Annotated in this window: 17 protein-coding genes; 6 read left to right on the top strand and 11 right to left on the bottom strand. The window is 60.7% G+C overall.

Features of this window, described 5'->3' with window-relative positions; all coding sequences use genetic code 11:
* Both HMPREF3160_RS10195 and HMPREF3160_RS06010 read right to left on the bottom strand, forming a co-directional pair.
* The coding region (locus HMPREF3160_RS10195; protein WP_256174073.1) for a Na+/H+ antiporter NhaA at window positions 1-576 on the bottom strand (576 nt) is incomplete at its 3' end.
* A 199-nt stretch (window positions 577-775) separates the two neighbouring features.
* On the bottom strand, window positions 776-1,267 hold the full coding sequence (locus HMPREF3160_RS06010; protein WP_052048548.1) for a DUF2505 domain-containing protein: 492 nt from the start codon (window positions 1,265-1,267) through the stop codon (window positions 776-778).
* Window positions 1,268-1,420: 153 nt separating this feature from the next.
* On the opposite strand from HMPREF3160_RS06010, the gene mfd reads away from it, so the two are divergent.
* The gene (gene mfd / locus HMPREF3160_RS06005) at window positions 1,421-5,017 is read left to right on the top strand and encodes a transcription-repair coupling factor (RefSeq protein ID WP_070490668.1); all 3,597 of its coding nucleotides are present in this window, start codon (window positions 1,421-1,423) and stop codon (window positions 5,015-5,017) included.
* 140 nt (window positions 5,018-5,157) lie between these two features.
* Here mfd and HMPREF3160_RS06000 read toward each other — a convergent pair whose 3' ends face one another.
* Window positions 5,158-5,463 carry a hypothetical protein gene (locus tag HMPREF3160_RS06000; RefSeq protein WP_070490669.1) on the bottom strand — a complete coding sequence of 102 codons (306 nt, stop codon included), beginning with the start codon at window positions 5,461-5,463 and terminating at the stop codon, window positions 5,158-5,160.
* Between the two features lie 175 nt (window positions 5,464-5,638).
* Here HMPREF3160_RS06000 and HMPREF3160_RS05995 point away from each other — a divergent pair, with 175 nt between their 5' ends.
* Window positions 5,639-7,051: an NAD(P)H-quinone dehydrogenase gene (locus HMPREF3160_RS05995; protein WP_176744711.1), complete on the top strand. Its 1,413-nt coding sequence runs from the start codon at window positions 5,639-5,641 to the stop codon at window positions 7,049-7,051.
* A 148-nt stretch (window positions 7,052-7,199) separates the two neighbouring features.
* On the opposite strand, the gene HMPREF3160_RS05990 is transcribed toward HMPREF3160_RS05995, so the two are convergent.
* The 6 genes from HMPREF3160_RS05990 to HMPREF3160_RS05965 all read right to left on the bottom strand — a co-directional run bounded on the left by HMPREF3160_RS05990 (window position 7,200) and on the right by HMPREF3160_RS05965 (window position 15,793).
* Window positions 7,200-8,972, bottom strand: a complete 1,773-nt coding sequence (locus HMPREF3160_RS05990; protein WP_070490670.1) for an acetyl/propionyl/methylcrotonyl-CoA carboxylase subunit alpha — start codon at window positions 8,970-8,972, stop codon at window positions 7,200-7,202.
* 217 nt (window positions 8,973-9,189) lie between these two features.
* Entirely contained in the window at window positions 9,190-9,891 is a 702-nt protein-coding gene (locus HMPREF3160_RS05985; RefSeq protein ID WP_070490671.1) for a Maf family protein, read from the bottom strand.
* Window positions 9,881-10,690 (bottom strand): type 1 glutamine amidotransferase, encoded by an 810-nt coding sequence (locus HMPREF3160_RS05980; RefSeq protein WP_218078971.1) that lies wholly within the window; start codon window positions 10,688-10,690, stop codon window positions 9,881-9,883. Before HMPREF3160_RS05980 ends, HMPREF3160_RS05985 begins: the two co-directional genes overlap by 11 nt.
* Window positions 10,687-12,048, bottom strand: a complete 1,362-nt coding sequence (locus tag HMPREF3160_RS05975; protein WP_218078872.1) for a Mur ligase family protein — start codon at window positions 12,046-12,048, stop codon at window positions 10,687-10,689. The genes HMPREF3160_RS05980 and HMPREF3160_RS05975 overlap by 4 nt, the downstream gene beginning before the upstream one ends.
* Window positions 12,049-12,147: 99 nt before the next feature.
* A complete protein-coding gene (locus tag HMPREF3160_RS05970; protein WP_070490672.1) occupies window positions 12,148-13,818 on the bottom strand; it encodes a DUF885 domain-containing protein in 1,671 nt (556 codons plus the stop codon).
* A 25-nt stretch (window positions 13,819-13,843) separates the two neighbouring features.
* Window positions 13,844-15,793: a heavy metal translocating P-type ATPase gene (locus tag HMPREF3160_RS05965; RefSeq protein WP_070490673.1), complete on the bottom strand. Its 1,950-nt coding sequence runs from the start codon at window positions 15,791-15,793 to the stop codon at window positions 13,844-13,846.
* Between the two features lie 274 nt (window positions 15,794-16,067).
* On the opposite strand from HMPREF3160_RS05965, the gene HMPREF3160_RS05960 reads away from it, so the two are divergent.
* The 3 genes from HMPREF3160_RS05960 (at window position 16,068) to HMPREF3160_RS05950 (ending at window position 20,917) form a co-directional block, all read left to right on the top strand.
* The gene (locus HMPREF3160_RS05960) at window positions 16,068-17,642 is read left to right on the top strand and encodes an AAA family ATPase (protein WP_070490674.1); all 1,575 of its coding nucleotides are present in this window, start codon (window positions 16,068-16,070) and stop codon (window positions 17,640-17,642) included.
* Window positions 17,643-17,758: 116 nt separating this feature from the next.
* Window positions 17,759-18,628 (top strand): catechol 1,2-dioxygenase, encoded by an 870-nt coding sequence (catA, locus tag HMPREF3160_RS05955; protein ID WP_070490675.1) that lies wholly within the window; start codon window positions 17,759-17,761, stop codon window positions 18,626-18,628.
* 402 nt (window positions 18,629-19,030) lie between these two features.
* A complete protein-coding gene (locus HMPREF3160_RS05950) occupies window positions 19,031-20,917 on the top strand; it encodes an FAD-dependent monooxygenase (RefSeq protein ID WP_070490676.1) in 1,887 nt (628 codons plus the stop codon).
* 95 nt (window positions 20,918-21,012) lie between these two features.
* On the opposite strand, the gene HMPREF3160_RS05945 is transcribed toward HMPREF3160_RS05950, so the two are convergent.
* Window positions 21,013-22,116 carry a mandelate racemase/muconate lactonizing enzyme family protein gene (locus tag HMPREF3160_RS05945; protein WP_070490677.1) on the bottom strand — a complete coding sequence of 368 codons (1,104 nt, stop codon included), beginning with the start codon at window positions 22,114-22,116 and terminating at the stop codon, window positions 21,013-21,015.
* Window positions 22,113-23,069 (bottom strand): LysR family transcriptional regulator, encoded by a 957-nt coding sequence (locus HMPREF3160_RS05940; RefSeq protein ID WP_070490678.1) that lies wholly within the window; start codon window positions 23,067-23,069, stop codon window positions 22,113-22,115. Before HMPREF3160_RS05940 ends, HMPREF3160_RS05945 begins: the two co-directional genes overlap by 4 nt.
* A gap of 333 nt (window positions 23,070-23,402) precedes the next feature.
* Here HMPREF3160_RS05940 and catC point away from each other — a divergent pair, with 333 nt between their 5' ends.
* Window positions 23,403-23,711, top strand: coding sequence for a muconolactone Delta-isomerase (catC, locus tag HMPREF3160_RS05935; protein WP_070490679.1), 309 nt, complete (start codon window positions 23,403-23,405; stop codon window positions 23,709-23,711).
* Window positions 23,712-23,771: the final 60 nt, after the last annotated feature.

Genomic DNA, 23,771 nt, shown 5'->3' with positions numbered 1-23,771 from the left:
CCCCCCGCCGATGGCGGCAGCCATCGGCGGGATAGCGTGCTTGAAGTTACGTAGCCCGCCAGAGACGAACTCTGTTTTCAGTTCAAGACCGACCACGAAGAAGAACACGGCGAGCAGGCCATCGGAGGCCCAATGGCCGATCGACATGTCGATCGTGGTGAAACCTAGCGGCAACACGAAATGGGAATCGCGTACACCGTAGTACCAGTCCTGTAGCGGGGTGTTAGCCACCGTGACTGCCGCGATGGCGGCGATGATGAGCAAAATGCCGCCGATCGAATCCGAACGGAGGATGTTGCCGATCCGGTGGCTGAACTTGGATTGACCAGCACGAGCCGGGGGAGTCTGGAAGTGCGTCAGGTCATCGAAGGGGACGTGATAGACGTGGCCGTCCTCGGGATGCTGGATAGCAACCGTGTCTTCGCGCGGCTTAGACAGCAAACGAGGCTTATTCTCCTCGTCGTTGTGCTGCTGGCCGTCAATGTCCTGGCTGTCGTCCTGGGCGCTACCTGTTTCCAGGTTCTCTGTAGCCTCTAGCGCATCAGCTGCGGCATCGTTGTTTTCTGGTTGCTTCAAGGAACTCTCCTGCGTACGTGTTTCCATTGCCGACCAGACTTCCCGGCGCACCAAAGCAATATCCTAACGAAGATTTACCGCTGAGGTGCTGGCGCGCGGCTATGTGCCCGTATATTTCGGGCCAAATAATTCGCGCCCGAGGGTCTCGGGCGCGAATAACTGGTGGCTGCTTGTCGAAGCTACTTACTTCGAGAGCTGCTTATTTTGCGATCTGTGCGCTGATGGCCTCGGCGCGGGCCGAGAGGATGCGCTCGACCATTGGTTCAGCGTGCTTAGCGATCTTCGAGCCGAGCAGTGGGATGCCGCTCTTGACATCACCGGTGAAGCTCATCTCGGTGGCATCGCCCTGGGCCTTGAGGGTTTCGGTGCCGGAGAAGGAAACCGGGACGCCACCGACCTGTGCGGAGAGCTCAGCTTCAGCCTGATCAGCGCCGGACGTGTACTTCCAGTCTTCGGTGATGGTGACCTTCAAGCCGTTCTTGATGATGCTCGAGAGGAAGCTTGGCAGGCGCTCGCCCGAGATGGACACGGTCATGGTCACGGTTGGGGATGCGGCGTCACCGCTGACGCTGTGATCAACGAGCTCGCCCTGGGCGCGCGCTGCCAAGGATTCGGCTACTTCGCGGGCCGCGGTTGCCTCGATAACCTCTGGGATCGAAGCGTTGATGTTTGTGGAGGAGGACAAAGCCATGGGTATGCACTCGCTTTCTGCTGTTAATTTCGGGCCGGTAGGCACCGATAGGATGATGTGTGCATCTAATAGTATGGCCTGTCGCGCTGACGTGTGACGGACCCGGTTGGTCCCTTGACGCATGAACTTGACAAGGGAAGAGGAAGGCGTTGCATGTCCCTGAACGGTCTGCTCACCGCGCTATCGAGGGATTCTGCCTTTGAGCGGATTCGGGTTTCTGCCGAGCGTGGACCGGATGCTGGAGACGAAAAAGAGATCGCGGCACCTGAAGGCATGCGGCCGCCGTTGGTCGCGCAGATCGCCCAGGCTTTGCCGCAGCCAGCCGATGCCGCAGAAGGGGCGGCTCGCGCTGTGACGGTCGTGGTGACGGCCACAGGCCGTGCGGCGGGGGACCTGGTCGATGCGTTGGGTAGCTATATGCCTCACGGTGCGGTTGAGGAGTTCCCGGCGTGGGAGACGCTGCCGCACGAGCGGCTTTCCCCGAAGTCGGATACGGTGGGCCGCCGTTTGAATGTTTTGCGGCGGCTTCATGTTCGTGATGAAGCTCTCAAAGTTGTTGTGATGCCGGTGCGCTCGCTGATCCAGCCGATCGTGGATGGGCTGGGCGCGTTGGAGCCGGTTGAGCTGGTGCGCGGAGCTGAACAGGATTTCGATGCGGTGGTTGAGGCGCTCGCGGCCGCCGCGTATTCGCGCGTGGATATGGTGGCCAACCGCGGTGAGTTCGCGGTGCGTGGCGGGATTATTGACGTGTTCCCGCCAACTCAAGAGCATCCGGTGCGTGTGGATTTCTTTGGTGACGAGATCGAGGAGATCACGTATTTCTCGGTTGCTGATCAGCGTTCCATGATGGGAGAGGACGCATCCCTGGAGCGGGTTGAGTGCCCTCCGTGCCGTGAAATGTTGGTGGATTCCGGGGTGCGTGAGCGTGCCCGGGGGCTTGCGGATTCGATGCCGGGTGCCCGGGACATGCTTGAGAAGATCGCTGCCGGGCTCAGCGTTGAGGGCATGGAGTCTTTGGCGCCTTTGCTTGCCGAGAAGATGGTTCCGTTGTCTTCAGTCTTCGGGCCAGGCTCGGTGGTGATTGTTGCCGATCCGGAGCGGGTTTCTGGGCGTGCGGCGGATCTGCTGGCCACGAACGCAGAGTTCTTGGAAGCCTCGTGGTCTTCTGCCGCGATGGGTGCCGAAGCACCGGTTGATATATCGCAGGTCACGGGTGGATCAACCCACGATGCGGCGGCCGCCGGTTTCCAGACGCTCGCTCAAGTCCGGTCCGAGGTCTTAGACGCAGGGCTTGCGTGGTGGACTATGACTTCGCTCGGCGCAGATGAGGAGCTGGTCCAGGAGGGGCTGACAGTTCGGATCCCGGCCCGCGAGCCTGCCGCGTGGCGGGGGGATGTCGCCCAGATGCTTCAATACGTGGGCGGCCGGATCCGTGACGAATGGTCAGTTGTGGTGGTCACCGACGGTGCCGGGCCTGCCAACCGTCTGGTTGAGTTGTTCGCAGACGCCGATATCGCCGTCAACCGCGTCGAATCGATCGATGAAGAACCCCGGGCCGGGGTGATTCAGGTGACTCAAGCGCTCGCCGGCAACGGTTTCGTTCTCGATGGCCTCAAGCTCGCGTTCCTCACCGAAGCCGATGTCTTGGGCCGGGCAAGCTCGGCAGTGGCACGCTCCACGAAAAAGCTTGCCTCGCGTCGGCGGCATGCTGTTGACCCGTTGACCCTTGAAGAAGGCGACTATGTTGTCCACGACCAGCACGGCATCGGGCGCTTCAAGGAAATGCAGCAGCGTAAGACCGCAGGCGCGGTGCGTGAATATTTGGTGATCGAGTACGCGCCGTCTAAGCGCGGGGCGCCGGGGGACCGGTTGTTTGTCCCGACGGATCAGCTGGATCAGATCACCCGTTATGTGGGTGGGGATCAGCCGACGCTGTCGAAGATGGGTGGTTCGGACTGGTCGCAGACGAAGTCGAAGGCGCGGCGCGCGGTCCGGGAGATCGCCGGTGAGCTGGTGAAACTGTATTCGGCGCGGATGGCTTCCCGCGGGCACGCGTTCGCCCCGGACACTCCGTGGCAGGCCGAACTTGAGGCAGCGTTTCCGTACGTTGAGACTCCGGATCAGTTGACCACGATCGATGAGGTCAAAAAAGACATGGAGTCCGAGGTCCCGATGGACCGTCTGATCTCAGGTGATGTGGGTTTCGGTAAGACCGAGGTTGCTGTGCGGGCCGCGTTCAAGGCGATCCAGGACGGCAAGCAGGTTGCGGTTCTGGTTCCGACCACGCTGCTTGCCCGCCAGCATTTTGAGACGTTCACCGAGCGTTTCGCGGGCTTCCCGGTTGCTGTGCGGGCGCTCTCGCGTTTCCAGACCGCTAAGGAGTCGAAAGAGACGATTGCCGGGCTTGCCGATGGCACGGTCGATGTGGTGATCGGCACGCACCGGTTGCTCTCGAACCAGGTTCAGTTCAAGGATCTGGGCCTCATTGTGGTGGACGAGGAACAGCGTTTCGGCGTCGAACATAAGGAGCAGTTGAAGAAGCTGCGCACCAACGTGGATGTCTTGGCGATGTCTGCAACCCCGATTCCACGCACGCTGGAGATGTCGCTGTCCGGGATCCGTGAGACCTCGACCCTGGCGACCCCGCCGGAGGAGCGGCACCCGGTTTTGACGTATGTGGGCCCGTACACGGATAAGCAGGTGGTGGCAGCGATTCGGCGTGAGCTGATGCGTGAGGGCCAGGTTTTCTATGTGCATAACCGGGTGTCCTCGATCGATAAGGTTGCCGGTCAGCTCGCCGAGCTGGTCCCGGAAGCGCGGATCGCTGTGGCGCACGGCCGGATGTCGGAGAGCCGGCTTGAGCAGATCATGGTGGATTTCTGGGAGGGCCGTTATGACGTGCTCGTGTCCACGACCATCATCGAAACCGGCCTGGATATCGCGAACGCGAACACTCTGATTGTGGATCGCGCGAACATCTATGGCCTGTCCCAGCTGCATCAGTTGCGTGGGCGTGTGGGCCGTGGCCGTGACCGTGCGTACGCGTATTTCTTGTGGGATCCGGAGCGTCCTTTGGGCGAGGTTGCGCTTGAGCGCCTCAAAGCGGTTGCAGCCCATAACGAGCTGGGTTCGGGGCACCAGTTGGCGATGAAGGACCTCGAGTTGCGCGGCGCAGGCAACCTTCTGGGTGGCGAGCAGTCCGGCCACATCCAAGGTGTCGGTTTTGACTTGTATATCCGCCTGGTGGGTGAGGCCGTGGCCGCGTTCAAGGGCGATACGGACGCTACGGCCAAGGAAATGAAGATCGAGCTTCCGTTGAACGCTCACTTCCCGGAAACCTACGTTCCGAGTGAACGCTTGCGCTTGGAGGCGTACCGGAAGCTGGCGCAGGCAACTAAGCCTGCAACGGTCGATGCGGTGGTTGAGGAGCTGCAGGACCGTTACGGTGAACTCCCGGAGGCCGCGCAGCTGCTGGTTTCGGTTGCGCGGGTGCGTATTGTGGCGCGTTCGGTGAACATCAACGAGATCCAGGCTCAAGGTAACTACATCCGGTTCGCTCCGGATAACATCGCTGAATCGCGTGTGATGCGGATGAAGCGCCTCTATCCGGGGGCGATGCATAAGCCTGCGTTGAAGGCGATCCTGGTTCCGTTCCCCAAGGGGAAAGGGATCGGTGCGCAACGGCTCGCCGACCAAGAGCTACTCGACTGGGTCGAGACGTTCCTGACGTCCGTGTTCGGGGAATCCTAGGCCGTGGGGAGTCCTAGGCCGTTCAGCGGCCGAGGAGAGCGGCCGGTAGCCGAAAAAGCTACAAGCAGAAAGGTGGGGCGCATCCGCTACGGATGCGCCCCACCTTGAGGTTTATAGGCCGTGTTGCTTATAAGTCGTGCTTACTTGGAGACGGCTTTACGGTACTCGTCGTCCACAGAGTCCAATGCACCGGCTTCGTTAGCGGTGACGTCCGGGTTCTTGTTGGAGCGGCCGGTCACGTGTTTACCGATGCCGAATGCGAGCGTGCCGCCCACTACACAGGCAATGAATGGGAACCAGGCCTTAGCTGGGTCATGCAGGTCAGCGAAACTGAGTGCGTAAATACCTGCGAGGAGAATTCCGAACAGCACCAGGAACAGGATGATGTTGCTGACTGCGTGGCCTTCACCTGAGTGGTTCTTGTTCTTTCCATCGGCCGAGTACACGGATGGCCTCCTAGGGGCAAAGCATTAGGTCAATGCATTGGTTCAGTCCAAAGCGATGATGACAGCGCTCGCGCGCATTCGTGTCCATCGTATCAAGTTTGAGCGGTGCGCGCGCCTTTACGCCGTGCCGGTCGGCTTGTGCGTTAGCCAGCCCTTGTGTGCTGGAGATGACACAATGGAGGCTGTGAGCGCTCAAGTTGATTTTACTTCTCCACGTCTTGTCATTATTGGTGGCGGCCCAGGCGGTTATGAAGCGGCGATGGTCGGTGCACAGTTGGGTGCACAGGTGACCCTGATTGAAGAGCAGGGGACGGGCGGTTCGGCCGTTCTGACTGACGTTGTGCCTTCGAAGACCCTGATCGGTTCCGCTGACGCTATCCGCCGGGTTTCCGTTGCGAACGATTTGACGATCCGCGGTACGGACGAACATGAGGTCGATGCCGATCTCGGCTATATCAATGAACGTCTGCTGGCGTTGGCTGCCGAGCAGTCGGCCGACATCCGTTCTGGTCTTGTCAAAGCCGGCGTTGAGGTGGTCGATGGCCGCGGCCGTTTGGTGGGTACGCACACCGTTGAAGTTGAGTCTAAGGATGGCTCCACGGCCCGTTTCGATGCCGACTATGTGATTGTTGCGGTGGGTGCGCATCCGCGTGAATTGCCGACCGCTGTTCCTGATGGTGAGCGGATCATGACCTGGAAGCAGGTCTATGAGATGAAGGAGAACCCCGAACACCTGATCGTGATTGGTTCAGGTGTTACGGGTGCCGAGTTCGCGTCTGCTTATAACCTGTTGGGTACTCGCGTGACGCTGGTGTCTTCGCGTGACCGTGTTCTTCCCGGCGAGGATGAGGACGCGGCACGTTTGCTTGAGGACGTGTTCCAGGAGAACGGTGTTGAGGTCCGTTCCGAGGTCCGCGCTAATTCTGTAGTTCGTGATGGTGACCGCGTCACGGTTGCGCTCTCTGACGGGACCACGGTTGAAGGTTCCCACTGCTTGGTTGCGGTGGGTGCGATCCCGAACACGGCTGAGATGGGTCTTGAAGAGGCCGGTGTTGCTGTTGCTGAGTCTGGGCACATCACGGTCGATGGGGTCTCCCGCACCACTGTCCCGCACATTTACGCTGCCGGTGACTGCACGGGTGTGTTCCCGCTCGCCTCGGTAGCGGCGATGCAGGGGCGTATCGCGGTGGCTCACATGATGGGCGATGCCCTGACCCCGTTGAAGGTGGATGAGGTCGCCTCCAACGTGTTCACCTCCCCAGAGATTGCAACGGTCGGTATTACGCAGGCGCTCGTTGATCAGGGGGCTGTCGCGGCGGACTCGTTCATGCTGGACTTGGCGACGAATCCGCGCGCGAAGATGATGGGCATCAAGCGTGGCTTCATCAAGATTTTCGCCCGTAAGGGTAGTGGTACCGTGCTGGGCGGGGTTGTTGTGGCTCCGCGTGCCTCCGAGTTGATCTATCCGATCGCGACCGCGGTGCGCAAACACCTCAACGTCGATGACCTGGCAGATACCGTGACGATCTACCCGTCGCTGTCCGGCTCGATCGCCGAGGCCGCACGCCGCCTCCACCACCACATCTGACGTTGCTTACGGGGGCACCGCCACATCTGACATCTGAGGCTGCATCAGCGCAACGTAGGGCCGGGAAACTTCCACGTTTCCCGGCCCTACGTTTATGACTTTCGAATCGGCGCGATTCTTAGGCGGCGCGATTCCTTTTCGTCATCGCTTATTCGTCGTCGATGGTGCACAGCACCTCGGAGGCGGAGACTGTCCCGCCAACGTTGGCCTTGAGTTTCTTGACCACACCGTCGCGGTGCGCGGTGATCGGTTGTTCCATCTTCATCGCTTCAAGCACCACGACCAGATCCCCTTCGGAGACCTTAGCGCCTTCCTTGACGGCAACCTTGACGATCGTGCCCTGCATCGGTGAGGTCAGGTCATTGCCGGACGCAGCGGCAGCTGCGCCGCCACGTGCACGCTTAGGGCGCTTCGGCTTGTGCTGGGCGCGGGCACCCGAACCGGAGCCGAGCGAGGCCGGCAGAGCGATCTCAAGCCGGCGCCCACCAACCTCGACCGTGTAGTGCTGGATGTCCTCGTCTTCTTCCTCAGCCGGGGTGGCTTTGGTGTATGGCTTGATGGTGTTCTTGAACTCGGTTTCGATCCAGCGGGTGTGAACCTCGAACGGCTTGTTCTCATCCTCCGGGATGAACGCTGGGTCTTCCATCACGGCGCGGTGGAACGCGACCACGGTCGCCATGCCTTCGATCTGAAGTTCCTTCAACGCGCGGCGGGAGCGTTCAGCGGCTTCCAGGCGGGTGCGGCCGGTCACGATGAGCTTAGCGATCATCGAATCGAAGTTACCGGTCACGGTCTCGCCCTGCTCAACACCGGTATCCACGCGCACGCCCGGGCCGGTAGGGAACGTCAAGGTTGTGAGGGTGCCCGGGGTCGGCATGAAGTTACGGCCCGGGTCTTCACCGTTGATGCGGAACTCGAAGGAGTGCCCGCGCAACTCAGGGTCTTCGTAGCCTAAGGTTTCGCCGCGTGCGATGCGGAACTGTTCACGCACCAGGTCGATCCCGCTGATCTCTTCGGAGACGGTGTGCTCAACCTGGAGGCGAGTGTTGACCTCGAGGAAGGAGATCACGCCGTCCTGGCCTACGAGGAATTCACACGTTCCTGCGCCGACGTAGCCGGCTTCCCGCAAGATCGCCTTCGAGGATTCGTACAGGCGCTGGTTCTGTTCATCAGTCAGGAACGGTGCAGGGGCTTCCTCAACGAGCTTCTGGTTGCGGCGCTGCAGCGAGCAGTCACGGGTCGAAACAACAACCACGTTGCCGTCCTTGTCCGCAAGGCACTGGGTTTCGACGTGGCGTGGGGCATCCAGGAAACGTTCGATGAAGCATTCACCGCGGCCGAAAGCCGCGGTCGCCTCACGCACGGCGGAATCGTACAGCTCGGGGATGTCGGAGCGGTCACGCACAACCTTGATGCCGCGGCCACCACCACCGTGGGCCGCCTTGATGGCGATCGGGAGACCGTGCTCGTCAGCGAAGTCGAGGACCTCCTGGGTCGAGGAGACCGGGTCTTTCGTGCCAGGAACCAGCGGAGCGCCCACCTTCTGCGCGATGTGGCGGGCCTGGACCTTGTCACCCAACGCACGGATCGCTTCAGGGGACGGACCGATCCAGATCAAACCGGCATCGAGCACAGCCTGGGCGAAGTCAGCGTTCTCGGCGAGGAAACCGTAGCCCGGGTGCACAGCATCAGCTTTCGCGCGCTGAGCGACCGAGATGATCTTCTCGATGTTCAAATACGATTCGGTAGCGGAAGCCCCGCCCAGCGCGAACGACTCATCAGCCATGCGTGCGTGCATAGCGTTACGGTCAGAGTCGGCGTACACGGCGACGGACTTGATGCCCTCATCGGCCGCCGCGCGAATAATGCGGACAGCGATCTCGCCACGGTTGGCGATCAAAACCTTCGTCAGTTCTGGCATGAGCCTGGCTGCTCCTTACGTTGCATAGACTCTGTGAGCCTATCCGATATGTGGGGAACCTCCTGAATTCTCCAGGAATTCCCGCCCCAATTGGCCTGTATTTTGTGGGAACCCTACAGGCCGTTGCATTGCCTTAAGCCTACGACGACCCACGCGCCGTGGTCAGTGCCCTCACTCGTGCGCAATCTTATGCACAGCCTTGTGCGCAGTCTTGTGTTCAGCGCGGCCACACGAGCGTGAGTGGTAGCCCCAGCTGGTTGAGCATGCGCCGCAGCGCGGCAGGGGAGAGGCCTACCACAGCGTGGAAGTCGCCCTCGATACCGTCGATGAGGGCTGCGGCCCGGCCATCGACCGTGAAAGCGCCGGCGCACGGCAAAGGTTCCCCGGTAGCGATGTAGGCCTCAAGTTCCTCATCGGTGACGGAAGCGAACCGGACCGTGGACGAGACGCACTCGGTAGCTTTCTGCCCGGTCTGCAGGTCGATCAGGCAATGCCCTGAATGCAGCACGCCTTCACGGCCGCGCTGGGAAAGCCAGCGCTTACGGGCCGCTTGAGGTGTGTGGGGCTTCCCGTACGCTACCCCTTCGAATTCAAAGACCGAATCACACCCCAAAACAAGCCGCGAACCGGTCGGGTTGCTGCGTAAGGTTTGGGCTACATCGGCGGCTTTCGCTTCAGCGAGCAGCTGCGCTTGAGCAGCAGGCGTCAGGCGCGCTTGAGCCTCCGCGGCGGCCGCGGCGACCACAGCATCCTCATCCACGTGAGAGCCTTGCTGAGAAAAAGCGATGCCCGCAGCTTTCAGCACTGCGGCACGCCCAGGGGAGGCTGAACCCAATACGAGTGCCGCAGGCGCATCGCTTGCGGAAAGCGAAGCACTTGCGGCGGAGGCAGGTACAGTGCCGGAAGCATCAGCGGCCAAGGTGGCCCTCCAAGCGTTCGGCACGCAGCGTGACAATCGAAGGGATCAGCAGGGGAGCGAGCTCAACGCCGGTCGCGACCGTGATCAGCTCATCAGCCAAAGCCGGGTTACGAGCCAAAACCGGCCCGTGCGGATACGTCCCGTACACGGTGCCCTTGACAGCGCCTTCCGTGCCGTCGCCGTTGCCAACACCCTCGATCACATCAGCCAACGGCTCTGTACCAGCCGAGAGTCGCGTCTGGCCGCCATGGTTCTCAAAACCGGTGATCAACGCGTCGTTGCCGCTCACGCCACGGCGGCGGGTCACAATCTCACCCACTGCACGCGGATCCCGGCGCACCGTGTGGGCATTCAACAGCCCTAAACCTTCACGCTCGTCATTATCGTGGCCGACCGTGAACGTCTCACCCAGAATCTGGTAGCCCGCACACACACCGAACACGACCGCGCCGCGCTCAACAGCGCGGCTCAGCACGCCATCGGCGGCAAGGGCACGCACCGCGGCGGTCTGCGCGCCGTCTTCACCGCCACCCAAAACATAGATGTCAGCGTCATCCGGGACCGGGGCGCCTGGCTCGGCAACATGCTCGGTCACTTCGGCGCCGCGGCGGCGGGCACGCTCGGCCAAAACCATCGCATTACCGCGGTCACCATAGATCCCCAGCAACGACTGATACACGTTCACGATGCTGAGTGTGCGGCCAGCCAATTCCAGCGATGCGGCCGCGCTGTTTGTTGGGGCCGCGCTGCTTGTCGAACTCATGCCGCCCGTCGTGTTTGGGTTGTTTTTCGTGCTCACTTGGCGCCTCCCATACGACGCAAAACCTGAAACGGAGTGTAGGTAGCAATAACATCGAGGGTCGCATCCGGATCCTCAAGCATCGAGCCCGCGGTCTCGATGGCTGTACCGAGGTCCTTGATGGTTTGACACTCAACGCCCGCATAATCGAGGCGGACGGCAAGATCAAACGTGTTCCGGCCGGTCGCGATCACTTTCCGGCCCCGCAGGGACTCGAACTCAACATCCCACAGCCACGAAACATCCCGGCCGTCAGCAAGCACCGAATCGATCGCCAAGACCAGCGGGTCACTCACACCCAGCGGCAAAGACTCAGCCCAGCCGGCAGGGTTCTTCGAAAGCATCAACCGGCACTTCACGCCGTGAATCTCGTTGATCCCGAAACGCCCAGCAGGAGCCTGGACCTTACGCATCCCCACCAACGCGGTCTGAGTATCCACACCCAGCTCACGCACGGTAGCCAACGCAACAGCGGCGTTACCCACGTTGAAACGGCCTGGGACATTCAACTGAAAATCCAGCTCGCTACCGTCAGCATCGCGCACAGTTTCACCGCGGACCACAATCGTGGAGTCCTGCTGGTGGCGGCCACAGCCAGGGCAGCGCCACGTACCAGCGAACGTGACGGTCCCGGAATCATCGACCTCCGGGTTTTCACGATCCAAAACCGTGTCACATCCCGGGCACAACACCGCGTCATCGTTCCACACCGAGCCAGGGTTGACCCAGACCGTATTGCGCGCGGTCTCAGCGGCCCACGCAACCAACGGCTCCTCGGCGTTGGCGATCACGAGCGGGCCGTCCTCACCGGCTTCCTCGAGCGCGTTACGCCACGCACGGGCCAGCCCCTTGATCTCGTGGTTGCGGTCCAGCTGATCGCGCGAGAAGTTCAACATCACCAGAATCTTCGGCTTACCAACCCTCACCAGGTCAGCCACAACACGCTCATCGACCTCCAACACAGCGAGGTCCGCCTTCGGTGCCTCAGACAACGCAGAGGCGATACCGCGATGCAGATTCGCGCCATCAGCGTTCGTGACCAACCGGGCGGCATCCTCACCCAACGCCTCACGCACAGCGGAAGCGACAAAGTGCGTGGTTGTTGTCTTGCCGTTAGTACCGGTGACCGTAACGATGGTGCGGCCGGCGAGCAACTGCTCAAACGCGCGCGGAGCCAAGCGGGTGAGGATCGCGCCCTGAATCGATTGACCTGAGCCGCGACCCACCAACCGGGAACCGAGCCGCGCGGCGCGGCCTGCGAACGTAGCGAAAGACAAACGCGCACGGTCCAAGACCGGCATGCCGGCCCTCGCACGGGGATTGGATGCGGGAGGTTCGGGTAGATGCTGAGAAACCATAGGCTCTATCTTCCCATGTGGGGAAGTGCTACAAAGCACTTCCCCACATGGAATGACAGGTTGGCTCGGTCACAATTGCGCTTGCGACCGGCGGAGCCGTTAGCTCAGCGCCCGCCGCAGCGAATCCAGGCCCATGCCGCCGAGCTTCAGGGCGCGGGTGTGGAAGTCTTTAGCGCTGAACTCATCACCTTCGCGTTCTTCGACCTCCGCGCGGATCTGCATCCAGATCTGCTCACCGATCTTGTAGGCCGGAGCCTGGCCTGGCCAGCCCATGTAGCGCAGCCACTCAAATTCGATGCGGCCTTCGGACTCGAACACGTTCTTCTTCAAGAACTCAAGGCCCTTCTCAGCGGTCCAGACCCCTGCGCCCCAACGCTGCGGGACCTCGAAGCCGCAATGCAGACCGATATCGAAGACGACGCGGGCGGCACGCAGACGCTGGCCCATGAGCATCCCGAGGCGGTCGCCTGGATCTTCGAGGTAGCCGAGCTCTTCCATGAGGCGCTCAGCGTAGAGGGCCCAGCCCTCACCGTGCCCGGAAGTCCAGGAGAATTCGCGGCGGAAGCTGTTGAGCTCATCCGAGTTCATGGTTGAGGTAGCGATCTGCAGGTGGTGGCCTGGGACGCCCTCGTGGTAGACGGTCGAGGTTTCCGACCACGTCGTGAACGTGTCCTCACCCGCTGGCACGGACCACCACATGCGGCCTGGGCGGGAGAAATCATCGGATGGGCCCGTGTAGTAAATGCCGCCCTCATTGGTAGGGGCGATCATGCACTCGAGGCGATCCATAGGCGGTTCAATATCAAAGTGGGTTCCGGCAAGCTCCCGGACAGCCTTATCCGAAAGCCCCTGCATCCATTCGCGCAACGCATCCGTGCCGTGCAGCTGGCGTTGAGGGTCCGCGTTGAGAGCCTCCATCGCTTCTTCGATGGAGGCGCCCGGCTTGATCTGCTCGGCGACTTCCTCTTGCTCTGCGATGATCCGGTCGAGCTCTTCAACGCCCCACTTATACGCCTCTTCCAGATTGACTTCAGCGCCAAGGAAGTCACGCGATGCGAGTGCGTAGTATTCGCGGCCGCACGCGTCTTCTTGGCGGGCCGATGGGCGCAGAACGGTGGTGAGGTAGTCAGCGAACTCGGCATAAGCCTTCCCCGCATCAGCTGCTGCCGTTGCGAGTGCCTCGCGGGCGGAATCATCGAGGGACGCCGGTGCTGCGATCTCGGTGAGTTTAGCGAAGTAGCCGTCCTCGGCTGCGTATGCCGCACACTGCTCAGCGACGATATCCACCTGGCGAACCGCTGGCACCTTGCCGTTGGTGCGCGCCTCCTCGAGGGTTGCACGATAACCAGCCAGCGCCTCCGGGATGTGGGTTACACGGCGCGTGATCGCGGCCCAGTTTTCAGCGGTCTTTTGCGGCATGAGGTCGAGGATCGCTCGGATGCCTTGGGCCGGGGATGCGATGTTGTTGAACGACGGAACACCGGTATCCAACAGCTCGAGCTTGACGGTGAGGCGTTCGTTCATGATGTCGAGCGTGACGGCGTCGGCATCATCGGTTGGCTCGAGGGTCTTGAGCTTCTCGAGCGTCGATACGTACAGCTCGCGCTCCTGCGCTGTACCGGCAGGGGAATAGTCCGCGTAGTGGTCGGGGGCGTCCGGGCTCCCGATGCTCACGAGATGTTCAGGTACGAGCTTGCCGAACGCGGTCATAAATTCCTCGGCAACGGCATCGATCGCCGAAGGGGTACGTGGTGGTGTAGGTGTAGTCATGAAACTAGCCTAAAACGTTATCGCTCTAAATGAGAGCTCGGTCACGGTTGGTCGCGTTCCGCTGAGGGAGGAACCGGCTCACACGGTCCGGCCCGCCCAGGGCACGCAGCGCGTAGAGGATGCACGCGAGGTCCACGACTTCCTGCAAAAGTGCGCCGATGGTTGCCGGGATGAACCCGAACGCCGCGAAACCCATCAGGCCCAGCGAGAGGCCGATACCGATGAGGATCGCGGTGATCGCAACCTGGTAAGTCCATTTACCGACGTCGACTGCGCGGGCCACCAGCGAGATGTCTTCGCGGGTGATGACGGCATCGGCGGATTCACTAGCGGCAGATGCGCCGCGGGCACCCATCGCAACACCCACCCCAGCGGCGGCAAGGACGGGGGCGTCGTTGATGCCGTCACCCACCATGAGGGCCGGTTGCTGCATCTGGGTGATGCGGCGGACCTTATCTTCGGGCAGAAGATTGCCGGCGATGGCACTGACGCCGATGTGTTGCCCGACTGAATCTGCAGTGGCCTGGTTATCGCCGGTCAGCAACGCGATATCGCTGATTCCCAGTTCCCTCAGGGCCGTGATGGTGCCGGCTGCCTCTTCGCGGACCTCATCGGCCATGAGGATAATGCCGCCTAGTCTGGCATCAACGCTGATGTATACAGCGGTTTGCGAAGCGTGCAGGTCAGGCTGTGCAACCTCACCGGCGACTTCCTCGATAAAGGACTTCTTGCCTACGCGAACGTTCTGCCCGTCAACGATGGCGCTCACGCCGTTGGTGGCGATCTCGCTGGCATCGTGGGCTTCCAACATCGCGATCCCGCGTTCTTCAGCGGCTTCGATGATGCCATCAGCCAGAACGTGGGAAGAGAACTGCTCCGCGGTTGCCGTGAGTTGTAGCAGGCGAGCCTCATCGATTCCGTCAGCGGGAATGATCCGGTCGATGCGGGGGCGGCCGAACGTAACGGTGCCCGTCTTATCGAACGCGGCCGATTCCGCACGCGATAACGCCTCGAGGGTGGCGCCTCCCTTCACGATCACGCCCAAGCGCGAGGCGCGCGACATCCCACCCATGAACGAGACCGGCGCACCGATCAGTAGCGGGCATGGGGTCGCCAAAACCAGAACTTCAGCGAAACGCACAGGATCGCCTGAGAGCGACCACGCAATACCCGCGACGATGAGGGACACGATCGTGAACGGGACAGCGAAACGGTCTGCAACCCGGACCGTTGGTGCTTGCTGCTGTTCGGCCTCGCGCACCAGCTGAACAATCCGCTGGTACTGCGAATCCTCAGCGGTCGCGCTCGCGCGAATGCGGATCGCTGTGTGTCCGTTCACGGAACCAGACATGAGGCGCTCGCCGCGGGTCTTCGTCACGGGCAAAGGCTCGCCTGTGAGGCTCGCTTCATCGACCAAGGCGTGCTCATCGAGCAGTTGCGCATCCACCGGAACCACCTCAGACGGACGAACCATGAGGGTATCGCCCACCTTGACCTCTGTGACCGGAACGTCTTCAAGACCCAGCCCCGCATGTTCTTGGCCTGTTTGGTCAGGCCCTGCGCTGTCGATGCTGTGCTCCGCATCGACTGTGCTTTCCGCGGTGATGCGGTGGGCGGTATCGGGCGCGCGGTCCACGAGTGCTGTGAGTTCGCGTTGAGCCCTGGAAGCCGCGTAGTCTTCGAGCGCTTCACCGCCGGTAAGCATGAGCGCGATGATCGTGGCAGCGACGTATTCGCCGACCAGTAGCGAGGAGATCATTGCGACAACCGCGAGGATATCGAGGCCGAAGTTGCCGCGCAGTACGTCCCGGATCATGTCGATGGCGGTCACGAGGATGATGATCGAAACATAGACGGTCGCGACCCACTGGGCGGCAGGACTGCCCAAGACCCTCAAGGTGACAACCACCGCAAGCGCGATCAATGCCGTGCACGCAAGAAAATATTTCTGTGCAAAACCTATGAATCTGCCCATGAGTCAATAGTTCGCTAAAACCCTGACGGTTTCTAGCGAAGAAAGGCTAACCATAGTGAACGCAGGCTCACTTCATCTATACGCGGAGCGTCTAGGTTCATATGGACTAAGTAATTCTCGTGTCTGAAATTCTTAGCTAAGGTGATGGTCAGATACGGTGATGTAGGTCACGCGCTGACGCGGGAATGTGAGGCTGGTTACGGCCGCACAGGAGCTTGGTCAGCGCCACTGCCCACCGAGAGGAAAGCCCCAACTAACGTGAGGAGTGGACCTGATGTTCATTGCGCCAGCCGCAGTGGTTCGAGCCACAACATCAGAAGACATGGCTGTATCCCGCGAGCAAGCCAAGACCTGGCGCTCCGAAGGCATGGGGATCCCGGACCGCTTCCTCACGGATGCCGCGCTTGCGGATCTCGCCGCCACGGCCGAATCCCTCGGTAACGAAACCTTCGTGCGCACCATCGCCGCGGTGCAAGCCGCACGCAAAGGCGACTACGGGACCATCCCGAGCATCGAATCAGCTGAAGCCCTCTTCAAGCAGTTCCTCGCCGATGACAAGATCGACGGCTGGGTCTATGTGCAAGAAGAAGACGGCTACCTGCACCCCTACCTTGTAGCTGATATCAAGTTTGAGCACGCGGACATCTCCCGGGATGCACGCGTCAAGATCACGATGGAAGCGGACAGCCCCACCGTGCAGCGCCCATCCAAGACGCCGCGGTTGCTGTTGCTGGAAGACTCCGCGATCGTGGGTAAAACTCCCGAGCAGGCGCTGACCGCCCAGGGTGCCTTCCATGAAACTGAAGAGCTCAAGACTGCATATCAGAAGCGCCGGGATGTCTATCAGGACATCATCGATAACGGTTTTGCCCAGCAGTTCATGTTCACAGGGACCGCGATCCGCACCGAAGACCACAAGTCGCCTAAGAACCGCACCAACCGCAAGGTCGTCCAGGATGTGAAGCCAGGCTCGATCGCCCCGCTGCGCACCGGGTCCCCGTCCGTCCTGGCTGATAACACCGACGGGCAGGGCATGGGTGAAGTGCCCGTCGTCACCGCTGTCGCTGTCTTCGACCTCGCAGCGCAAGACTACATCGACGTCAACGTTGGCGACCTCACCCCGTACGAATACGACGAAAACCTGCGCGAGAAACTCGTGTTGCCACAAGAACAGGTTGAGCTACTCGACATCCTGACCTCAGATATTTCGGTGTTCACCGGCGACATCATCGAAGGTAAATCCGCAGGCAACGTGATCCTCGCCCGCGGCCGGCCAGGCGTGGGTAAAACCCTGACCGCGGAGGTCTATGCCGAGGTTTCGCACCGTCCGTTGTACTCGATCCACACCGGAACGCTTGGGATCAACCCGGAATCGATCCGTAAAAACCTCGAAACCGCATTCGAGCGCGCCAAACGCTGGGATGCAGTGTTGTTGCTCGACGAAGCAGACGTGTTCGTGTTGCAGCGCGGGCTGGAGCTTGAACAGAACGCGATCGTCGCTGAGTTCCTGCGCACCCTCGAGTACTACGACGGGCTACTCTTCCTGACCACCAACCGGGTGGACGGGGTTGACGAAGCGATCCTGGCCCGTTGCGCGGTCGTGATCGACTACGACCTGCCAAGCCGCGAAGATGCCCGCACTATTTGGGGCATGCTCGCTGAAGGCCACGGAGCCAACCTCGGGGATGGTCTACTCGACACCCTCGTGGAGACCTTCCCGAACATCACCCCGCGAGATATCAAAATGATCCTGCGCCTCGCGCTACGCATCGCGGCCTTCCGTAAGGACGAGGCGAACCTCGAAGCGTTCATCACCGCCGCGAAATACCGCGGCATCCACCCCGCATAAGCCACCGTCACGGCATCAAACCGGGTGCCGCAACGGATCAGCAAGACCAACCCAAACCGCTTCAACTGAAACCCTGTATTCAGTTGAATAAGTTTCAACCACTAAAAGGAGCAAACATGGCTACTCAGCACACCCAAGCATCTGAAGCCCGCGCCGCAGACTCCGGTGCACAGGCATCAGCCCGCTTCAAGGACCGCGCTGCCGCACATCGTGGCGATCAGCCAGTTGACCACGAACGCGTCAACCTACTTGCCGGTAAGGCGATCAAGGCGCTGACCGACATCGTCTACGAAGACAAGGTCTCCTACGAGGAATACAACGCCCTGAAGTCTTGGCTCATCAAGGTCGGCGAAGACGGCGAATGGCCACTGTTCCTCGATGTGTGGATCGAGCACGCAGTCGAGGACGTAGCAACCGAGCACCGCGAAGGCTCCAAGGGCACTATCGAAGGCCCGTACTACGTCGAGGACTCCCCAGAGTACGAATGGGACGCCAAGATCCCGATGCGCGAGGACGAGCCGGGCACCCCATTCCGCTTCAAGTCCAAGGTCACCGCGGTTGATGGCACCCCGCTGTCGAATGCGAAGATCGAGATGTGGCACGCGGACGAGTACGGTCTGTACTCGCAGTTTGCGCCAGGTATCCCGGAGTGGAACCTGCGCGCAAGCTTCCTCGCTAACGAGGACGGCGAATTCGACATCAAGACCATCCGCCCTGCGCCTTATCAGATCCCAACCGAGGGGGCATGCGGTCAGCTGATTGAGGCCGCCGGCTGGCACGCATGGCGTCCAGCGCACATCCACGTCAAGGTCTCCGCACCGGGATATGAGCTGCTCACCGCGCAGCTGTACTTCCCAGGCGATGAGCACAACGACGACGACATCGCATCGGCAGTCAAGCCGGAGCTCATGCTCGATCCGAAGCCATCGAGTGACGGCGAAGGTGAAGAGGTCCAGTACGACTTCGTTCTCGACCCAGAGCGCTGATCCGTACAGACCGCTGACCTAGCTAAGGCGTTGGGCGACGCCTTGCGGGTGAGGTGGGAGAGTGGCTCCGACCGTGGAGGTCGGGGCCACTCGTATTTAAAATCAAAGGCTTTCATACTGTTTGCTCGCTGGTTGATACACGCTGTGTTTCAAAGTCGCTTTAGTTTCTATATTTATCCATTATGCAATCTATTTGACGTGTCGCTTGGGGCAGTTTTGTAGCTTGAGAAACCTTGGGAACATGCGCGTCTAATTGCTTCAATCTTTAGTCCATGTAAAGCGATCCCCACTATTTTTGAATAAAAGAATGTGTATTCTGTGCAGATTCATGCCGGTTGATTAACTGTTAGCTTGGTCTCAATCGCACGTTCTGTGATGTGCGTTACACCAGGAGGCAAAACCGTGCAGTTTCATATTTCCGGATATTCAACAGGCGATCCGCTCGAACAGCCAGCGGCGGGCTATGGCGTGGATAGGCCCGAGGAGCTCCCAGACACGATGGATGTTCTGGTTGTAGGGTGCGGACCGGCAGGCTCGATCGCGGCAGCACAGCTCTCGCAGTTTCCGAACGTGAACACTCGCCTGATCGACCAGCGTCCACACCGCCTCGAGCTCGCCAACGCGGACGGCGTGCACTCCCGCACCATGGAGACCTTCCAAGCCTTCGGCTTCGCTCACGAGATCTTCGCTGAGGCCCACGAGATTACCGACATGGCGTTCTGGGTTCCGGACCCGCAGAACCCAGAGAACATCATGCGTGAAGTCAGCACCGCCGAACTTGGCCCTGAATACAGTGAATGGCCGATGATGCTCATCACGCAGGTGCGCATCATCGATCACTTCAACCGGTTCATGCGCAACTCCCCAACCCGCATGAAGCCTGACTACGGTTGGGAGTTCGTTGACCTCGAGGTCGCGCCCGAGTCTGCTAAAGAGGAATACCCGGTCACGGTCACCTTGCGGCGCAACGGTGGGCCAGAGGACGGCAAGGAACGCCAGGTTAAAGCCAAGTACGTTGTGGGCGCCGACGGGGCGAAGAGCAAGGTGCGTAAATCGCTCGGCTATCGTCTTCGCGGTAACCAGGCTAACCACGCGTGGGGTGTCATGGATGTCTTCGCTGACACCGACTTCCCGGATGTGCGTAAGAAGTGCACCATCAAGGGCAACTCGGGCCGTTCGATCCTGCTCATCCCGCGTGAGGGCGGCTTCCTGGTGCGCTACTACGTCGACCTCGGTGAGGTTGCAGAAGACGATAACCACGCAGTGCGTGAGACCCCGCTGCAGACCGTGATCGATACCGCGAACGAGATCATGCACCCCTACAGCATCGACGTCAAAAACGTTGTGTGGAACACGATCTACGAAGTCGGCCACCGTGTATCCGATCACTTCGATGACCGCGACTCCACCTACACTGACGGAGATCACCCCCGCGTGTTCATCGCAGGCGACGCATGCCACACCCACTCCGCTAAAGCGGGGCAGGGCATGAACGTCTCGATGCAGGACGGCTTCAACCTCGGTTGGAAGCTCGGCCACGTGGTTTCCGGTAACAGCCCAGATGAGCTGCTGCGCACCTACGCCGAGGAACGCAAGGACATCGCCCACCGGCTCATCGAATTCGATAAAGAGTGGTCCACCCTCATGGCGACCCCGGCAGACCAGCTGCCGGACCCGCAGACCGTGCGCCGCTTCTATAACAAGACCGCGGAGTTCAACGCCGGCTACCTCACCGAATACGAGCCATCCATGCTCACCACCAATGACGAGCATCAGGGCCTGGCTACCGGATACCCACTGGGTAGGCGCTTCCGGTCCGAGATGTGTGGGCGGGTGTGCGATCTGGTCCACACCCACATCGGGCATGAACACACAGCTGATGGGCGCTACCGCATCTATGTTTTCGCTGATGCAGAAATGCCCGGCGAATCGGAGCGTCTCAACGCGTGGGCGGACTGGGCGCATGAGCACCTCGATTCGAGCTTGTTCGATGTCAAGGTGATCTTCCAACAGCACTACCGTGCATTCGATATGCGGCACGTGCACCCGGCATTCAAACCGCGCGTGAGAGACTTCCAGTTGCTCAACATGGAAAACGCGTGGGGAACCCTCGAAGACGTCGACATCTTCGAAACCCGCGGCATCTCCCGGGACGGGGCGGTAGTGGTGGTCCGCCCAGACCAGTACGTAGCCGGTATCTTCCCGCTGGATCAGACCGATGAACTCGCAGAGTTCTTAGGCCGGACCTTCAACGACGTCAAAGCTAAGGCTTCAGCTGTGAAGGCGTAACCGCAATCCACCAACGCTAAGGGCGCCGCATCCATGTAAGGATGCGGCGCCCTCTCTCGCTGACGCGCAGGCTGCTGAGACGCAGGGTGTGCGCTTTACAGGTCGACGCGGTAGCGGGTGAGTTTGTCTTCGTCGATCTCAGCGCCCACGCCAGGGATGTCACGGACTGCGATGCGCCCGTCGATGATCTCGATCGGGTCGGCGAGCAGGTCATCTGCCATGTCGAGGAAGTTAGACAGCTCGCCGGCGCGTGCCGATGACGCCTTGTGTGCTGCACCGAAGGTCACCGTTGCCAGGGAGCCGATCTGGGTGTCGATCTGGTTGCCCATCGTCACGTCCACGCCGAGGCCCGTGCACAGCCCAAGGATTTCGGTCGCCTCGGTGAAGCCGGAGCGTGCGGTCTTGATGCAGATCGCGTTGCAGCCGCCGGATAACAGCTCACGTGATGCGTCCCCTGCGGTCGGAACCGACTCATCGCCCACAATCGGGATGCGCGAGTGGGTCACCAAGCGGCGGCGGCCCATCGCCTCCTTCGCGTCATTCGGTTCTTCGAACAGCGTGATTGGGAGGTCCTCGATCTGCCGCAGGACATCCATCGCCTGGTTCGCGCTCCAACCGCGGTTGGCATCCAAATAGATCTCGACGTCGTCGCCAAGGTGCTCAACGAGCGCGTGGCAGGCCTCAACATCCTCACTGACAGGCAGCCGGCCCACCTTGAGCTTGAACGTGGTGATGCCGTACTTCTCACCGAACATCTGCGCTTCCTCAACCAGCTCAGCGGCTGGTTTGAAACCGAGCATGTGGGAGACCCGCATCGAGTCCGTGTAGCCGCCCAAAAGCTTGTGCACGGGCTGTTCGGTGATCTTGCCCGCGATGTCCCACAACGCAATATCGACGGCACCTTTAGCGACCTGATTGTGGATCGTGCGGTGCATGATCGCGCGCACCTTCTCACGATCCAACGGGTTCAAACCGATGATCTCCGGCGCGAAAACCTCGTCGATGATCGTCTTGATCGAATGCTGGGTTTCCCCGTAGGTATAAGGCCGCGGAGGGGCATCCGCGACACCCGTGACGCCGGCATCAGTGTGGATGCGCACCAGCACGTGTTCAGCGTTGTGCACCTCGCCGGAGGCGAACTTGAGCGGCTTGACGTACGGGATGTTGTACGGGATCGCCTCGATGCCAGTAATTTTCACGGTGTCCTCCCACGGTCTGTAGGTTTTTGGCTTGTGTATTTGCGGTTGCGGCTGGAAATCTCCGGTTGAGGCAATGTAGCCGCCGCGTCGATAGTGGTGGTGATGAAGTTCTCTGCGATAGGGGTCAGCGCATCACCCTTCCACGCGATGCCGAGGCTGACCGTGATATCGGTCTGGAGCGGACGAAGGATGATGGATTCCTGGAACGGGTAGTGCGCTGAATATGGTACGAACGCGACCCCGATGTTGGCGGCCACGAGCGCGTTGAGTGTGCTGGTTTCGGTTGCGGTCTGCACCACCCGCGGCCGGAAGCCGTGTTCGCGGCACGCTTGATGCGCAAGGGATGCAACAGCGGATGCGCGCGGATAACTCACGACGTCGATGTTCATGACGTCCTCGGGGCTGACCGGCCCGGAGTCTTCGGCGAGGGGATGGTTGCGGCTGATCGCCAACGCGAGCCGGGTATCCATGATGGGCTTGTAGTTGAGTTCATCGGATGAAATAGGCGGCCGCAGCACCGCCAGGTCCATCCGGTTATCGAGCAGGGCCTGCTCCATGTGAGGGGTCAGCAGTTCACCGAACACTTTGAGCCGCACCAACGGATAGCGGTGGTGGGAGAGCCGGATCGCAGCCGGCATGAGCTCGTGGGTCGCGCTGCCTGTGAATCCGACCCGCAACACCCCGGCTGAGCCGGCGCCGACATCGGCCACATCGCTTTGGGCTGACTCTACGGCAGAAAGAATCCCGGTTGCGCGTTCAAGCAGCAACTCCCCGGCAGGGGTCAGATCAACCCGACGCGTCGTGCGCTCAAACAGCTGGGTTCCGAGTTCTTGTTCGAGCTGCTTGATCTGTGCTGAAAGCGGCGGCTGAGCGATATGTAGGCGTTGCGCGGCGCGTCCGAAGTGCTTTTCTTCTGCCACCGCAACGAAGTACCGCAAATGGCGTAACTCCATGGGTTCTCTCCGTTCCGTCGAGGCAGTGATACTCGGTCGCGTCATCGTCGGCGCACCTGGCTGCGTCTGCGGAGGCCGGGGCGTCGAGTCCGGTGACGTATCTCACCTTAGATTCAGCTGGGTGGACTTGTGAAAGACTTTTATGAACCCTACTCATATAGCACAAGTATCAATGCCGGTGGTTTAGGTACTTCAGACTACGGTAAAGGGTGAATAGGGTGAAGCCTAGATACCCCAAGTTTCGATAGGCACAAGTTTCGATAGATACAGGACTTGTTAGGCACAAGCCTTGTTAGGCAGAAGACTTGGTACACATATACGAAGGAGATCACGATGCTGTTCCTCGCCCGCATGGACGTTAACTTCCCGGAAGATATGGACCCGGACACGATGGCCGATTTTCAGGCACGAGAGAAGGCCTACTCCTCTGACCTGCAGAACCGCGGCATCATGAAGGGCATCTGGCGCGTGGTAGGGGAGTACTCCAACTACTCGATGTATGAGGTCGATGGACACGACGAGCTCCACGCGATCTTCCAGGGCTTCCCAATGTTCAAATACATGGACGTCAAGGTGACCCCGCTGGCAACCCACCCGAATGCAACCAAGGACGACTTCTTCGCCCCTGCAACCGGGAACTGATGCCCGGGCATGAGCCGGAGTTAAACGGGCGGGCCCCAGAGAACACGTTCTCTGGGGCCC

This window comes from Arthrobacter sp. HMSC06H05 (genome assembly GCF_001807395.1).
In the GTDB taxonomy this organism is placed as follows: Bacteria; Actinomycetota; Actinomycetes; order Actinomycetales; family Micrococcaceae; genus Pseudoglutamicibacter; species Pseudoglutamicibacter albus.
This window is presented reverse-complemented; position numbering and strand designations above follow the sequence as displayed.

Bases quoted from the DNA above. Each gene is read 5' to 3' on its own strand.
- HMPREF3160_RS06010 (WP_052048548.1), bottom strand. From the start codon at position 1,267: ATGGCTTTGTCCTCCTCCACAAACATCAACGCTTCGATCCCAGAGGTT.
- mfd (WP_070490668.1), top strand. From the start codon at position 1,421: ATGTCCCTGAACGGTCTGCTCACCGCGCTATCGAGGGATTCTGCCTTT.
- HMPREF3160_RS05995 (WP_176744711.1), top strand. From the start codon at position 5,639: ATGGAGGCTGTGAGCGCTCAAGTTGATTTTACTTCTCCACGTCTTGTC.
- HMPREF3160_RS05990 (WP_070490670.1), bottom strand. From the start codon at position 8,972: ATGCCAGAACTGACGAAGGTTTTGATCGCCAACCGTGGCGAGATCGCT.
- HMPREF3160_RS05975 (WP_218078872.1), bottom strand. From the start codon at position 12,048: ATGGTTTCTCAGCATCTACCCGAACCTCCCGCATCCAATCCCCGTGCG.
- HMPREF3160_RS05970 (WP_070490672.1), bottom strand. From the start codon at position 13,818: ATGACTACACCTACACCACCACGTACCCCTTCGGCGATCGATGCCGTT.
- HMPREF3160_RS05965 (WP_070490673.1), bottom strand. From the start codon at position 15,793: ATGGGCAGATTCATAGGTTTTGCACAGAAATATTTTCTTGCGTGCACG.
- HMPREF3160_RS05960 (WP_070490674.1), top strand. From the start codon at position 16,068: ATGTTCATTGCGCCAGCCGCAGTGGTTCGAGCCACAACATCAGAAGAC.
- catA (WP_070490675.1), top strand. From the start codon at position 17,759: ATGGCTACTCAGCACACCCAAGCATCTGAAGCCCGCGCCGCAGACTCC.
- HMPREF3160_RS05940 (WP_070490678.1), bottom strand. From the start codon at position 23,069: ATGGAGTTACGCCATTTGCGGTACTTCGTTGCGGTGGCAGAAGAAAAG.
- catC (WP_070490679.1), top strand. From the start codon at position 23,403: ATGCTGTTCCTCGCCCGCATGGACGTTAACTTCCCGGAAGATATGGAC.